The sequence below is a fragment of the Nocardia arthritidis NBRC 100137 genome (genome assembly GCF_001612765.1).
GTDB lineage: Bacteria > Actinomycetota > Actinomycetes > Mycobacteriales > Mycobacteriaceae > Nocardia > Nocardia arthritidis.
The window spans coordinates 1-13,345 of sequence record NZ_BDBB01000009.1; the positions used below are offsets into that span (position 1 = coordinate 1).

General features: G+C 67.2%; 14 protein-coding genes. 11 read left to right on the forward strand and 3 right to left on the reverse strand.

Going from position 1 to position 13,345, the window contains the following annotated elements; genetic code table 11:
* Positions 1-715 (forward strand): helix-turn-helix transcriptional regulator (locus NA8_RS08740; RefSeq protein WP_063049882.1); only part of this gene is annotated, 715 nt, incomplete at its 5' end.
* Between the two features lie 75 nt (positions 716-790).
* Positions 791-1,561 carry a glucose 1-dehydrogenase gene (locus NA8_RS08745; RefSeq protein ID WP_063049883.1) on the forward strand — a complete coding sequence of 257 codons (771 nt, stop codon included), beginning with the start codon at positions 791-793 and terminating at the stop codon, positions 1,559-1,561.
* A gap of 15 nt (positions 1,562-1,576) precedes the next feature.
* On the opposite strand, the gene NA8_RS08750 is transcribed toward NA8_RS08745, so the two are convergent.
* Positions 1,577-2,569 carry an NAD-dependent epimerase/dehydratase family protein gene (locus NA8_RS08750; protein WP_063049884.1) on the reverse strand — a complete coding sequence of 331 codons (993 nt, stop codon included), beginning with the start codon at positions 2,567-2,569 and terminating at the stop codon, positions 1,577-1,579.
* Positions 2,570-2,789: 220 nt separating this feature from the next.
* Between NA8_RS08750 and NA8_RS08755 the strand changes: the two genes are divergently transcribed.
* A complete protein-coding gene (locus tag NA8_RS08755) occupies positions 2,790-3,425 on the forward strand; it encodes a TetR/AcrR family transcriptional regulator (protein WP_063049885.1) in 636 nt (211 codons plus the stop codon).
* A gap of 62 nt (positions 3,426-3,487) precedes the next feature.
* Positions 3,488-3,886: an NUDIX hydrolase gene (locus tag NA8_RS08760; RefSeq protein ID WP_040866298.1), complete on the forward strand. Its 399-nt coding sequence runs from the start codon at positions 3,488-3,490 to the stop codon at positions 3,884-3,886.
* A 251-nt stretch (positions 3,887-4,137) separates the two neighbouring features.
* On the opposite strand, the gene NA8_RS08765 is transcribed toward NA8_RS08760, so the two are convergent.
* A complete protein-coding gene (locus NA8_RS08765) occupies positions 4,138-4,554 on the reverse strand; it encodes a hypothetical protein (RefSeq protein ID WP_063049886.1) in 417 nt (138 codons plus the stop codon).
* A 157-nt stretch (positions 4,555-4,711) separates the two neighbouring features.
* Between NA8_RS08765 and NA8_RS33600 the strand changes: the two genes are divergently transcribed.
* From NA8_RS33600 to NA8_RS08785, 5 genes are all read left to right on the forward strand, one after another.
* Positions 4,712-4,864: a hypothetical protein gene (locus tag NA8_RS33600; RefSeq protein ID WP_157106600.1), complete on the forward strand. Its 153-nt coding sequence runs from the start codon at positions 4,712-4,714 to the stop codon at positions 4,862-4,864.
* A gap of 157 nt (positions 4,865-5,021) precedes the next feature.
* Positions 5,022-6,218, forward strand: a complete 1,197-nt coding sequence (locus tag NA8_RS08770; RefSeq protein ID WP_063049887.1) for a lipase family protein — start codon at positions 5,022-5,024, stop codon at positions 6,216-6,218.
* A 143-nt stretch (positions 6,219-6,361) separates the two neighbouring features.
* Positions 6,362-6,688, forward strand: coding sequence for a hypothetical protein (locus NA8_RS08775; RefSeq protein ID WP_063049888.1), 327 nt, complete (start codon positions 6,362-6,364; stop codon positions 6,686-6,688).
* 42 nt (positions 6,689-6,730) lie between these two features.
* Positions 6,731-6,973: a hypothetical protein gene (locus NA8_RS08780; protein ID WP_063050051.1), complete on the forward strand. Its 243-nt coding sequence runs from the start codon at positions 6,731-6,733 to the stop codon at positions 6,971-6,973.
* A 151-nt stretch (positions 6,974-7,124) separates the two neighbouring features.
* Positions 7,125-8,186 carry an NAD-dependent epimerase/dehydratase family protein gene (locus NA8_RS08785; protein WP_063049889.1) on the forward strand — a complete coding sequence of 354 codons (1,062 nt, stop codon included), beginning with the start codon at positions 7,125-7,127 and terminating at the stop codon, positions 8,184-8,186.
* Between the two features lie 203 nt (positions 8,187-8,389).
* Here NA8_RS08785 and NA8_RS08790 read toward each other — a convergent pair whose 3' ends face one another.
* Positions 8,390-9,127, reverse strand: a complete 738-nt coding sequence (locus NA8_RS08790; RefSeq protein ID WP_084466630.1) for an IPT/TIG domain-containing protein — start codon at positions 9,125-9,127, stop codon at positions 8,390-8,392.
* Positions 9,128-9,823: 696 nt separating this feature from the next.
* Between NA8_RS08790 and NA8_RS08795 the strand changes: the two genes are divergently transcribed.
* Both NA8_RS08795 and NA8_RS08800 read left to right on the forward strand, forming a co-directional pair.
* The gene (locus NA8_RS08795; RefSeq protein ID WP_245663725.1) at positions 9,824-11,614 is read left to right on the forward strand and encodes a choline/carnitine O-acyltransferase; all 1,791 of its coding nucleotides are present in this window, start codon (positions 9,824-9,826) and stop codon (positions 11,612-11,614) included.
* 219 nt (positions 11,615-11,833) lie between these two features.
* Positions 11,834-13,252 carry an MFS transporter gene (locus NA8_RS08800; protein ID WP_063049891.1) on the forward strand — a complete coding sequence of 473 codons (1,419 nt, stop codon included), beginning with the start codon at positions 11,834-11,836 and terminating at the stop codon, positions 13,250-13,252.
* Positions 13,253-13,345 lie beyond the last annotated feature (93 nt).

The following is a 13,345-nucleotide window of genomic DNA, read 5'->3' on the forward strand; positions in this document are numbered from 1 at the left end:
CCTGCGACGAGAGGAAGTCGCGATGCTCGCGGGAGTGGGCGTGTCCTGGTACACGTGGCTGGAGCAGGGACGCGATATCACCGTGTCGGCGGAGGTCCTCGACGCGGTCGGCGCGGCACTGCGCCTTTCCGGACCGGAACGGTCACACCTGTATCTGCTCGCCGGTCTCAATCCGCCGCCGCCGGGCCCGGCCCGCGACACCGAGGTCACCCCCGAGCTGCACCGGTTGCTCGACGCGTGGGGATCGCGCCCGGCGGTGCTGCGTGACCGCTACTGGAATCTGCTCGCGGTCAACGACGCGGCACGAATTGTCTTCGGATTCAGCGACGCCGACCAGAACTGCCTGATCAGCTTTTTCACCAACGCCAGGTACCGCGCCATGCACGTGGCATGGACCGCGATCGCGCCCGCGGTCGTGGCCGCTTTCCGCGCCGACGCCGCGCACGCCCCCGACGATCCCGAGTTCACCAGGGTGGTCGGCGAACTCGCCGCCGCGAGTCCCGAGTTCGCCCGGCTGTGGGCCCGCCACGACGTGGGCGCCGCCGTCCAAGCGGTGAAGGCGGTGCGCCATCCCGAAGCCGGTGAACTGCTGTTCGACACGACTACCCTCGCGGTGGCCGACCATCCGGACTGGTTCCTGGTGCTCTACAACCCACAACCCGGCACCGCCCGACGGGTCGACGGGCTGATGCGCATCCAACTCGCCCCGGCGTGACCGCAACCTGGTGGTGCCACACCTAGGTCAACTGGACACTGTTCGGTCCCGGGATGCTTCGGCACGCTGATTCCCATGACGCACAACATCTCCCGATTCGACGGCAAGGTCGCGCTCATCACCGGCGGCTCGAGCGGCATGGGGCTGGCCACCGCACGACGGCTGCTCACCGAAGGCGCGCAGGTGGTCATCACCGGCCGGGACCGGACGCGATTGGACGCCGCGGCAGACGCATTGCACGGCGGCGACCGCGTGTTCGCGATCCGAGCCGACGCCGCGCGTCTCGCCGACCTCGACACGCTCACCGCCGCCATCCGCGACCGGCACGGCCGCCTCGATGTCGTGTTCGCCAACGCGGGGGTCGCGTCCTTCCAGCCGAACGCCGAGATCACCGAGGACGAGTTCGACCGCGTCGTGGACACGAACTTCAAAGGCGTGTTCTTCACCATCCAGAAAGCCCTGCCGCTGCTGTCCGCGCACGCCGCGGTCGTCATCAACGCGTCGTGGACGCTGCATCGCGGCCTGCCCGGGGCCTCGCTGTACGCGGCGACCAAGGCGGCCGTGCACAACCTGGCCCATACCCTCGCGGCGGAGCTGGGACCCACAGGAATCCGGGTCAATTCCGTGAGCCCCGGGTACATCGAGACTCCGATGTTCCACGACAACGTCAGCCCCGACGCGCACACCGCCGTGCTGGCCGAAGTGGCGAGCCGCCGGTTGGGTACCGCCGACGATGTGGCCGACGCCGTGGCATTCCTCGCGTCCGCCGAGGCGTCCTACGTCAACGGCCAGGATCTGATCATCGACGGCGGTCTCGTCGCCGCCGTATCCCGCGAGCTGATCTGACCGGCTCGCGTTCGCTCACGTGCGCGAACCGTTCTCGCGCCGCACGGATTCGACGATGGCGTCCCGGATGGGCCGCCATCGCACATCGAGCTCGGCCAGGGTCCGGGAATCGTCGGTCGGCGTGGCAGTGGTCAGCAACCACGCGGCCTCGTAGCTGAGCCCGGCGCTGATCGGCAGGAATAGGGCGGCGGCGTCGGTGAGCCGCCCGATTCCCAGCAGCGCGGCCTTCGGCACCGGGACCCGCCGGATCCGCTGCCCGGCAGCGCTTTCCAGGATGTCCACGATCTCGTCGAACGCCACCAGGTGACCGCCGCACAGATAGCGCCGCGGTCCGAGACCGGGACGCATGACGGCGGCGTGCACGGCGGCCACGTCCCGGACGTCGATCATCTGCATCCCGCCGCGAATCCGCGGCGCGATCCGGGCCCGCAGAATCGCGCCCCAGCCGTCGGAGGTGATCCCGGCCTGTGCGCCGAGACCAGGGCCGACGACGCTGGAGGGGTAGGTGATCACGATCGGCGCACCCGCGGCCTGCAACGCCCGGGCGATCCGATCGGCGGCCGACTTGGTGCGGCCGTAGGCGCTGCGGCCGGGCGCGGTCGGGCTGTCGGGCGTGATGACCGGATCGGGGCTGGGGAAAAGCGCGCTGTAGCTGGCGACGTGCACGATCGGGTCAAGTCCGAGCGCTGTCGCGCGGGCCAGCACGGTGGCCGTCGCGTCGGCGTTGACCTCCCACATCAACTGCTCGCGCCGGTTGTCGGTGCCGACCACGCCCGCCGCGTGCAGGACGGCGTCGCATCCGTCGAGCAACGCCTCAACCACCTTCGGATCCCGGATGTCGCCCGGCAGCACCGACAGCGCTTCGGGCCCGGCATCGAACATGCCGACCGCCGCCGGGACCGATTCGCTCGGATGGACCAGCAGGACGACGCTGTGCCCCGCGCGCAGCAGTGCGGAAACTGTGTGCGCACCCAGGTAGCCGGTGCCGCCGGTGACCGCGATTCGCATCCCGGCTACCCCTTGTCGTTTCCGGTCGACCGCTCCCGCGTTTCCGTTCCCCGCGCCGCCGTCCACGGTCGACCGTTTCGTCCGCCCATCTCATTCCTTCGTCACCTGAGCTCACCTGTCCGGGTCGGCCACGGGGCGCCTTCGGCGCGCCGCGACAATTGCCCGAAGCATCGGCATAAATTCGATGCCAGTGGCATCGTAATAGAAGGCGGGAAGCGGCATGGGCGAAACGGCACAGGACCCGCGGTCGGAGCCTCGGAGCGTCGGCCGGCCTCGGGACGAGTCGGTCGAGCAGCGTGTGCTGGCGACCGTCCGGGAGATGTTGGCCGAAGTCGGATGGGACGAGTTGAGCGTCCGGGCGGTGGCGGCACGCGCCGGAGTCGGCCGGGCGTCCATCGGTCGCCGCTGGCAATCGAAGGCGGAGTTGGTGCTGCACGCCGTTCTGGGTGAGACACCCGACCTGGGCCCGTTCGAGGGCACCGACCAGAGCGGGTGGATCGAGTGGGTGCTGCGCGGCAGCCGGGAATTGTTCGCGCGCGGCGATGTTCGCGCCGCCGTCCCGGGGCTGTTGACCGCGCTGGATCACGACCCGCACTTGCGCCACCGGCTGTGGGCCGGGTTCAGCACACCGGCGGCCCAACTCTTCGCTGCGGGCGACACGGCCGGACGCCGTGGCGGGACTGTCCGGCCGGAGGCCACCGAACCCCGCGGGCAGGCCGAACTCGACGCCAGGGCTGTCATCGCACTGGCGGCGGGTGCGGCGCTGTTCCTGGAGTTCGTCGCCGACGGGGACGATACCGCGCTGATCCACCGGCGCATCGGCGAACTGCTGCACCGCGCCGTCCTCGAGCGCTGAGCCGGCCGATCCGCGCGAAATCCGGTTGGCGTCCCGTCCGGGCCGCTCAGTACAGTGGGCCGGTGATTCGCACGTCCGCGCTGGCCCATATCCGGGATCGCCGCCTACTGCAGGCGCGCTCGGCAGGCAAAGACGTCTTCTACATGGCCGGCGGCAAGATCGACCCCGGCGAAACACCCGAGGCGGCACTGCACCGCGAAGTGCGCGAGGAACTCGGTGTCGGCGTCGTCTCCTGCGACGAACTCGGGGTGTTCCACGCCGAGGCGTACGGCCACTCCCCCGGCACCCGCCTGCACATGACCTGCTTCACCGCGGAACTCGACGGCGACCCGCGCCCGACCAGCGAGATCGCCGAACTGCGCTACTTCACCGTGAGCGAGTACGCCGCGATGGATCACGTGGCACCCGGTTCGATGCTGGTCTTCCGCAAGCTCCACGAGCTAGGCGTGGTCGACTGGTAGCCCTCGCGAACTCCTGTCCTTGCAGCGCCGGCGCTGGTGGTGAACGACATTCTTGCGCCCGTAGCGCCGGACGGCTCCGTTCGTCACGCAGAGCGGGGCGTCCTGTGGCGGAACCGGATTCGGCCATCGAAATCGGCCACACGACGACGTGACGTGCACCGGATTACACAACCCGGCGCCCGGACCGCGCAAACCGCCGCACTCGGGCGGCACGTCGAAGCCGGGGAGCGGCGAGCGATGCCGACATCAGATCACCCTTCGCTCCCACTCCGCACGGTCTCCGGAGCACGACGAGCATGCTCGGCCACCCAGACGCCGACGCCGATCGCCCCGGCGACCGGCCACGACACCAGCCCGGTGACCGCCGCCGCCCCGAGCCCGCCGAAATAGAGCAACGACTCCCGATCCGGTACCCGATTGCGCACCGCCGTGGTCGCCGACGAAACTCCGGTCGCGACGGTGCGCGGCCCGGGCGGAAGCGGAATGCGGGCCATCCGCATGCCGATCGTGGGAACCGGCACGCGCAACCCGGCGCGGGCGGTGGTCGCGGGGTGCGACCCGGTCTTCGATTCGGCCTTCGATTCGGTCTCGGTGCCGGGCACCGGCGGTGCCGTCTCCCGCGCCTCGGAGCCGGATGCGCGGACCTTCTCGGTTGCTGCCTTGGACATGACCGCTCCTTCCTTCGTCCTGCACCTCGTCACTGTGTATGTGATCCAGCCAAGCCGTGCTCGCCCCTCGTCGCAACCCCCGGGCGATTGCCGGGCCGCCCGACCGCGCGCAGGACGCGCCGCAGCCGAACGGCCGTCGCCCAGGCGGGCGTGGCCGGTGGCGACCCCACATATCGCGGACCCGATCCCGGCGATGCGCCACCGCGTCATCGGCTTCGAATCGACGCAACGAACCAGAATGGCCAAAGGATTGCTGGAGACCAGGATACCCGCAGTAGAGCCGGAGAATTCGAAGTTCTATCGCCCGTAAAACGGCCTTTCTGACCGATTTCGGTTTCACCCCATGTGTCGCTGGTAATTTGCTGAGGGACATCAACCCAGCCAGCTGATCGACGAATGCGGCGAACTACCCTTGGAGGTCAACGGTCGTGACTCGTCCATTTCTTCGTATCCTGGGCAGCGGGCGCATGGGTTCGGTCCGTGTCCTCGGCGCGGTCGGCGGCATGGCACTCAGCCTGCTGCTGTCGACGACGGCAACCGCGGAGCCGATATATCCGCTGCCCGATCCGGATCCGTTCTACGCCGCCCCAGCCGATCTGGCGGCGCACCGACCAGGTGACGTGCTCGCGGTGCGGCCCTTGCCGCCGCTGGCTTCCTTCCCGGGCGCCGCCGTCCGGCTGGTCGAGTTCCGTTCCACCAACTCGCACGGCGCGCCGATCGCGGCCACCACCACGATCATCACCCCCGCCTTCCAGCGGCCCGGCATGCCACTGTTGTCGTATCAGCACTTCATCAATTCGCTCGGTACCGGCTGCGCGGTATCGCACCTGCTCTACGAGAACGATTTCAATTTGACGATGGCGACGCCGATGCTGAACGTGATGGTCCAACAGGGCTGGAGCCTGGCGCTGCCGGACCATCTCGGACCGCAGTTCGCACTCGGAGCCGGACGTTTGGGCGGCCAGATCACGCTGGACGGTATCCGGGCGGCGAGACAACTGCCCGAACTCGCCGTTCAGCAGAGCCCAGTGGCGCTGGCCGGCTACTCCGGCGGCGGTCTCGCCACGGCCTGGGCGGCAGCGCTCCAACCGTCCTACGCACCTGACGTGCGGCTGGCAGGCGCGGCCTTCGGCGGCGCTCCGATGAACCTGGTGGCGATGGCGGAGGGGCTGGGTTTGAATCCGCACCCGGCCTTCGGTCTGGCCATGGCGGCGGCGATCGGCCTGGAGCGGGAGTACCCGGATCGCGTGGTGATCAGCTCGAATCTCAACGGGCGCGGCCGCGCGCTCCGTGACGCCATGGCCAACAGCTGCACTAACGAAATCCTTGCCATCGGCGCCGGCGGCAGCGCGCGCGAGATGACCGACAGCACCTCGGTCTTCGACATGCCCCAGGCCTGGTCGGTGGTGGAGGAGAACAGCGTCGAGCTCTACGGCAGCGCTCCGGAAACTCCGATCTTCGAATGGCATTCGCCGACAGACCCGCTGATTCCGATCAGTGCCATCGACAACACCGCCCGACGGTGGTGCGGGGCCGGGGTACCGGTTCAGATGGTGCACGTGCCCGCGATCGACCATCTGTCCGCGGCGGCCGTGGGCGCTCCTGCGGTGGCGGCATGGCTCGAAGGCCGGGTTCGCGGAGAGCCCGCGCCCTCCAACTGCTGACGAATCGTCCCCGCTCGATGACTGCCGGTCGCTACGACCACGGCAGACGTCGAGCGCTCGGGCAGCGGAGGCAGCAAGCGGCCGACCCGAGCCGGATTGCGCGGCGATCTGCTGGGTAAACCGCCGTCACAGGAGGTGATCACATGCCGAAGGCTTGGTCGGACAAGCAGGAACGCCAATACGAGCACATCAAGGACTCCGCGAAAACCCGCGGCGCGAGCACCGATCGCGCGAAGGAGATCGCCGCTCGCACGGTCAACAAGAACCGCGCCCAGTCCGGGCAGTCCAAGACCGCGAGCAAGACGTCGACCAACGACAAGTCGCCGCAACAGCGCGGCGGACAGCGTTCGCACAGCGGCGCACAAGGGCCGACGCGCGACCAGCTGTACAACGAGGCCAAGAAACGCAATGTCGAAGGCCGCTCGAAGATGACGAAGAAGGAGCTGGCGCACGCGCTCGGACGGGACTGAGCAGGCGCGCCGCTCGACGACGAAGAGGCGAGAGGAGTGGAGATGGCCGAGCAGCGGGAAACGGGCACCGTTACCGGCACCAGGGACAAGGATTACAACCTGATCTGGTTCGTCGAAGCGTCCCTGGAGAATGCTCTGCGTCTGGATACGTTCATCCGGGACGCGGAACGCGACGGAGACAGCGAGCTGGTGGAATTCTTCCGCAAGGCGCAGGCCGACAGCCGTAAGGGCGGTCGGATGGGTAAAGAGCTGCTGTCCCGGCGCCTCGCCGAATCCGATATCTGAGCTCTTCCCGACGACAGGCGGGGAGGGTGGCCACGCGGCCGCCCTCCCCGCCTGTTTCCATCTTTATCCAGCTGGAACGGATGTCCGGGTGTCGTCGTCCGGAAGCCGGGTACATCGCTGTCGAATCTCGCCGCCGAGCCGAGGAGCAGATATGCGCGTAGTCGTGGTCGGTGCCACCGGAAACGTGGGGACGAGCTTGCTGGAGACCCTGTCGGCCGAAGCGGGGGTCGGTTCGATCGTGGGAATCGCGCGACGCGTCCCGAGCAAGTCTTGGGATGGCGTCGAATGGGTGCGGGCGGACATGCGAACCGACGACCTGGAATCCCACTTCCACGGCGCCGACGCGGTGGTGCACTTGGCATGGCTGTTCCAGCCCACTCACCAGCCCATGGTCACTTGGCGCGCGAATGTCGGCGGCACCGAGCGCGTGCTGCGTGCCGTGGCCGCGGCGCAGGTCCCGGCTTTCATCTACGCCTCGTCGGTCGGCGCCTACTCCCCGTGCCACGACGACGAGCCGGTGCCGGAGAGCTGGCCGACCGATGGCTGGCCGCCCGCCGCGTACACCCGTGAGAAGGCCTATGTCGAACGGCTGCTGGATCGGTTCGAGGCCGAGAATCCGGACCGCCGCGTGGTCCGGATGCGCCCAGGGTTCATCTTCCGCCGGGAGACCGCCAGCCAGCAGCGGCGACTGTTCGCCGGGCCGCTGCTGCCGAATCGTCTGATCCGGCCCGGGCTCCCGCCGATCCTGCCGCTTCCGCGTGGCCTGCGATTCCAGGCGGTACACAGCGACGACGCCGGTCGCGCCTATGCCCTGGCCATCGCCACCGACGCCCGTGGGCCGTTCAATCTGGCCGCGGAACCGGTGATCGACCGCTTCCGGCTGGCCGAGTTGTTCGGCGCCCGGGTGGTGTCCGTGCCGCCCGGACTCGTCCGCGCCGCACTCGCCATGGGGTGGCACGCGCGGACCCTGCCCGCGGCCCCGGACCTGTTCGACGCGGTGATGCGTCTGCCGATCCTGGACACCGGCCGCGCGCGGGCCGAACTCGGCTGGACGCCGCGGTTCACCGCGGTCGACGCCATCCGGCATTTGCTCTCCGGTTTGCGCGCCGGCGCAGGGGAAGACACCCCACCTCTGGCTCGCGACGCGGGCGGACCTTGGCGCTGGCGGGAATTCGCGTCCGGGGTGGGTGGACGAGAGCTGGGTGTCGGCTAGTTCGCCTGCCGATCTTCGCCTGCCGCAGCGGTCGCCGTGCCGGTGCCGGGGGCGACGGCGCTCGAGTCGTTCGACGACCCGGAGTCGACGTCACCATGACCGGAGGGGCCGACCCGTGCATCAGGGTCGACCCCTCCGGCCTTCGGATGCCGCCACCTGCGCAGTACTACCGCCTCAGGCTCGGACACATGCGGGCGGCGGCGTCAGCTGTAGATGAAGAACACGCCGGTGGCGATGCCGCCCGGACCGGTGACCGTGACCGGCACCGGACCGAAGCCCACCGGGGTGATCGCGGTGATCTGCGTGTCGGAATTCACCGTGAACGACGCTGCCGGAAGGAAACCGAAGAACACCCCGGTGGCGCCGGTGAATCCGGTGCCGGTGATCGTGACCGCGGTACCGCCGGTCACCGGCCCGGTATTCGGCGAAACCGAAATCAGCGTCGGCACCGAAACATACGTGTACGGCACTCCCGGACTTGTACCGGCCGGAGTGGTGACGGTGACCGGCACCGTACCCGTTCCCGGCGGAGCGATCGCGACGATCAGCGTACTGGAGATTCCGAAGAAGAATGTGGCCGGCGTGGCACCGAAGTTGACCGAAGTAACTCCGGTGAAGCCGGTTCCGACGATCAAAACCAAGGTTCCACCGGTCGACGGCCCGGAATTCGGAATCACCGCGGCCACTACAGGTGGCTGCACGACATAGGTGTAAGGAAAACCATTGCTGATTCCGCCCGCATTGTCAACGGTGACCTGTACGGTGCCGGTGCCGGGCGGGGCGATCGCCGTGATCTGCGTATCGGAATCCAGGGTGAAAGTCGTTGCGGTCGCGCCGAATCGCACCGTGGTCGGCCCGGTGAATCCGGTTCCGGTGATAACCACACTGTTACCCCCCGAAGTCGGGCCCGTAGTCGGCGATACCGAAGTGATAGTAGGCATGACATTGCCCCTTTTCAGAGTTGATTACCTGCACCGGGGGGTGCTCGACCTGCTGGTTGCCCGGCTGTAACCATTAAGGCCCTGAAACCATCGCTGCGGCAATGCATATCGCGATCCGTTTTCGTCTGTTTTAGTCCGCTTCCGTCTGGTTTATGACCGGCTCGACTACACAGCGATAAGACCGCGCCGGACAGACTACTTGGGCGAAGGCGACCAGGAGGTGGCCCTCGACATGGATATGGGTCGGCCCGGATATCCGGGGGCATGCGTATGGATGCGCATTTGCCGATGCCACCTCCCGTCGCGCCGTCGACGGACAGCTTCCGGCGTCGGTTCCCGTCCGTACCCGACAACATCCGGGATATGTTGCGCTGCTGGATGTCTCGCGGCTGCTGTCGAGCTACCTCGGCGGTTGGCACCGCGCAGGGTCGCGGGCTCCGGTCGAGCCGCTGCCACCGCGGGTTCGCTGCGCGCTCACAAGGCGACGGTGCCGCTACCGACGAGCGGGAGGTATTGACCGCGGTGGTGTTCGCACTGGTCAACGGCTGTTCGGAGATTAGGGTTCGATGCTCGAGCCGGGCCGGTGGACCGCGGCAAGCCCAGCTCGAGGATCCGCGTACTGTCCGCGGAAAAGCCTCGACCGGGCATTCCCACCGCTGGAGTCAGTCGTCGCGGTTGCGATGAGACACTCTGACGGTGACCGAGAAACTCGCCACCGAGATGCCCGTCAGCACATTCGATTACGACGAGCAATTGCCACGGCTTCCCATCCCGACGTTGGAGGAAACGTGCGAGCGGTTTCTCGAGAGGTGCTCGCCGTTGCTGACCGACGAGGAACTCGCTGCCACGAAAGCGGCTGTGGAGCAGTTCCTCGCGCCGGACAGTCCGGCACGGACATGGCAAAGCGAGATCGAGCGATTCGATCGAACACCCGGCGTCCATAGTTGGCTCGACGGATTCTGGAAATCTCGCCATCTCGGCTACCGGGACAGTATCGCCTACAACGCGAATTCCTTCTTCTTGTTTCCGGACTCGGGGCATGGGCAACTAGAACGTGCCGCCGCCCTGATCTTCCGCACCGCCGCGTATAAATTCGAACTCGACGCCGAGACGGTGTCGCCTGTGCTACTGCGCGGCAGGCCACTGTCCATGCATCAGAACAGGCGCCTGTTCTCCACCACCAGGATCCCCGGCATCGAGTGTGACACCGTGCGCTCGGCCTACAGTGCCGCCGAACCCGGGCCGCCGACCGCCCGGCACATCGTCGTCTTCTTCCGAAGTCGTGCGTTTCGAATGGACGTTGTCGCGCCAGACGGCACCCCGCATTCCGTCGAGGACCTGATCGCCGGGCTGGACGCGATCAGGGCAGCCGATCCGGCCGCGGAGGCGTCGCCGGGTGCGCTGACAACTGGACCACGCACGGCTTGGGCGAGGGCTCGCCAAGCCCTCATGGGAGATCCGGACAACGTCGCCGCGTTCGAAGCGATCGAAACGGCGCTGTTCTGTGTCGCGCTCGACGACTTCGCGCCCCGAGACGAACTCGCGGCCTGTAACCAGCTCATGCACGGCGACGGCGGGAACCGCTGGTACGACAAAGCGTTGACATTCATCGTGTTCGCCGATGGTCGCGCCGGCGTCAACATCGAAGAGTCCGGCCTGGACGGAACCACTGTGGCCGGCTTGTGCGACGCGGTTCTGGCGAGCGCGACAGCCATCTCGGCAGAAAAGCCAGGACAGGCGCCCGCGATATCACCGATCGAATTCCGTCTCGACGAGGCTGTCCGGCAGGAGGTTCGGCAAGCCTCAGCCGACTTCGCCGAGCTGGCGGGCGAGACCGCCACGCAGGTCGTCACGTTCGACGGCTTCGGCGCGGACACAGCCAAACGGCTCGGAATATCACCGGATGCGTTGGTGCAAATGGCTTACCAACTGGCTCATCAACGGTCCAGGGGGTTGCTCGGCACCACCTATGAATCCGTTGCCGTGCGGCATTACCGCCACGGCCGCACCGAGGCACTCCGCGTGGTCACCCCCGAAGTGGTTCGCTTCGTCACATTGATGAACGACTCGACCGCCACGGCCACCGCTCGGGCCGAAGCGCTACGTACCGCGGCGGGGGTACACGTCGCTCACACCAGAGACTGCCAGGCGGGGCGTGCTCCCGAACGGCACCTCGCGGAGCTACTGCGAATCCAGCGACAGCACGACGATAAGCCGCTCGCGCTGCACGAATCTCCCGGCTGGCAAATTCTGCGTGATGACTATCTCAGCACCAGTGCCGTGTCATCGGTCAATATTCGATTCTTCGGTTTCGGGCCCGCGGCCGACCGATGCATCGGGATCGGCTACCTCGTGCAGCCCGGCGGTCTCAACATCCACCTCAGCGCACCCAAGGGCATCGAACAGCCCCTGCGCCGATTCGCGCACGCTCTCTCTGTCGCCATCCCAGAGTTGTGCGACCTGCTCGAGACGACATCCGTCGCCTAGCGTTGCGTGTCGATGAATGACTTGTCGAAGACGGCAGTTCTCGCACGACAATCTAATAAGTGGTGCGTATAGGTCACGAAGTCATGGTGGCGAACATGGGCAGAGAGTTCGCCTGAACGAGACCGCGCCGATCGGCTCCAGGAGTACGAGTTGCACCCCGAGAGGTGAGTGGGGGTGAAAGCGTACCGAGAGCTTCTGGCGAATCGGACAGTATGCAACATGATTTTGCTCAGTCTGCTGTTCCGGACTGTTCTCAACTCCCAGTCGCTGTTGCTGGTCATGCATGTGCGGCACACGTTGGACCTCTCCTACGGTGCTGCGGGCCTATTGAGCACCGTGGTCTATCTGTGCATGGCAGGCACCGAGCTACAGCGCGGCCCGCGGCTCGATCGATCGGGCTTGCGGCCCACCATGGCTCCGGCGATCGTGGTGAACGGGATCTGTTGGCTGATCGCGCCATTCGCCCCGTTTCCGCTGTTGCTGCTGCTCGCGGCGTTGGCGGCATGGTTCGAGATACCGATCATCAACGTCGCGAAACAGGCCATCACGGTCGCCACGACCGAACGCGAGCGGCGACCGGCGCTCGCCGCGTACGAGGTGACCGCGGATATCTCGCTACTGGTCGGGCCGCCGCTGGGTGTCGCGGCGATGAGTATCTGGGATACGGCGGTGGTGCTGCTCGTCGTCCGACTGGTGGCCGTGGGTTGCGGGATCGTGTTGTTGCGACAGAACCCGCCGCTGCGAACCGGTCCGATCCGAGTGGCACGGCGTACCCCACGGCGATTCTGGTTGCAGATCGGGTTCGTGGCGCCGAATGTCGGGTACGCCGCGGCCGCCGCCGTCCTGTGTGCGGAGGAACTGAGTGTCATCACGGTCATGCACGATTTCCACGCCAAGAAATCGATCGGGCTGGTGCTCGCCATAGGCGCAGCCGGTGCGGTGGCCGGTGGGTACGGTTACGGCGCGATCTCCAGAACCATCTCGCCGTATGTCCTACTGGTCGGGCTCGGAATCGGCGTGGTGCCTTGCGCCCTGGCCACGGGGCCGGTTTCGCTGGCCATAGCCGTTTTCATCGTCGGCGTGCTGGCCGGTGCTGTTTTCCCGGCCAGCACCGATCGGATGAATGCCGTGGTATCCGAGGACGCACTCGGTGAAGCCCTCGGCTTTCATTTCAGCCTGATGTGGGTGGGCGTGGCCATGGGAAGCATCCTGGCGAGTCAGTCCGTCGACTTCGCCGGTTCATCAGGTGGCTTCCTATCCGCGACCGCGATCGGTATCGGTGCGGGAATCGGGCTGGGCCGGATCGCGGCGCGCGCTGCCCCTACCCCCGGGGCACCCGACGAAGTGAGTCGAGAACTCATCGTCACCACGACAAGGCGGATAGTGGACGCTGTCCTCGGCGACGATATCTACGGCTCGCTCGAGGCCCGGCCCCACGTGGATGACACCTCCGAGAAACACGCGGACCCTTCGGTTCCCGGACGCCGAAACCGAACAGAAGTCGCGGCCGTGACACCGATCAATTCCCACGCCGTGGACGAAGGCCAGACCGGGGGGCAACGCTTCCCGACACCTCGAGCCGAAACTCCGTCACCGCCCGAGCGAAAAGGCTCGCCATGGAGCCGACGGCCGGTCTAATTCCTCGGTCTTGCCGGCTGACGGCTTCTGGATATAGCCGAGTGAACGGCGACCCGCCCGAAGCCATACGCACCAAAATGTAACTACCACTTC

Coding starts and splice junctions, on each gene's coding strand:
- NA8_RS08745 (WP_063049883.1), top strand. CDS start 791: ATGACGCACAACATCTCCCGATTCGACGGCAAGGTCGCGCTCATCACC.
- NA8_RS08750 (WP_063049884.1), bottom strand. CDS start 2,569: ATGCGAATCGCGGTCACCGGCGGCACCGGCTACCTGGGTGCGCACACA.
- NA8_RS08755 (WP_063049885.1), top strand. CDS start 2,790: ATGGGCGAAACGGCACAGGACCCGCGGTCGGAGCCTCGGAGCGTCGGC.
- NA8_RS08765 (WP_063049886.1), bottom strand. CDS start 4,554: ATGTCCAAGGCAGCAACCGAGAAGGTCCGCGCATCCGGCTCCGAGGCG.
- NA8_RS08770 (WP_063049887.1), top strand. CDS start 5,022: ATGGGTTCGGTCCGTGTCCTCGGCGCGGTCGGCGGCATGGCACTCAGC.
- NA8_RS08775 (WP_063049888.1), top strand. CDS start 6,362: ATGCCGAAGGCTTGGTCGGACAAGCAGGAACGCCAATACGAGCACATC.
- NA8_RS08780 (WP_063050051.1), top strand. CDS start 6,731: ATGGCCGAGCAGCGGGAAACGGGCACCGTTACCGGCACCAGGGACAAG.
- NA8_RS08785 (WP_063049889.1), top strand. CDS start 7,125: ATGCGCGTAGTCGTGGTCGGTGCCACCGGAAACGTGGGGACGAGCTTG.
- NA8_RS08790 (WP_084466630.1), bottom strand. CDS start 9,127: ATGCCTACTATCACTTCGGTATCGCCGACTACGGGCCCGACTTCGGGG.
- NA8_RS08800 (WP_063049891.1), top strand. CDS start 11,834: ATGATTTTGCTCAGTCTGCTGTTCCGGACTGTTCTCAACTCCCAGTCG.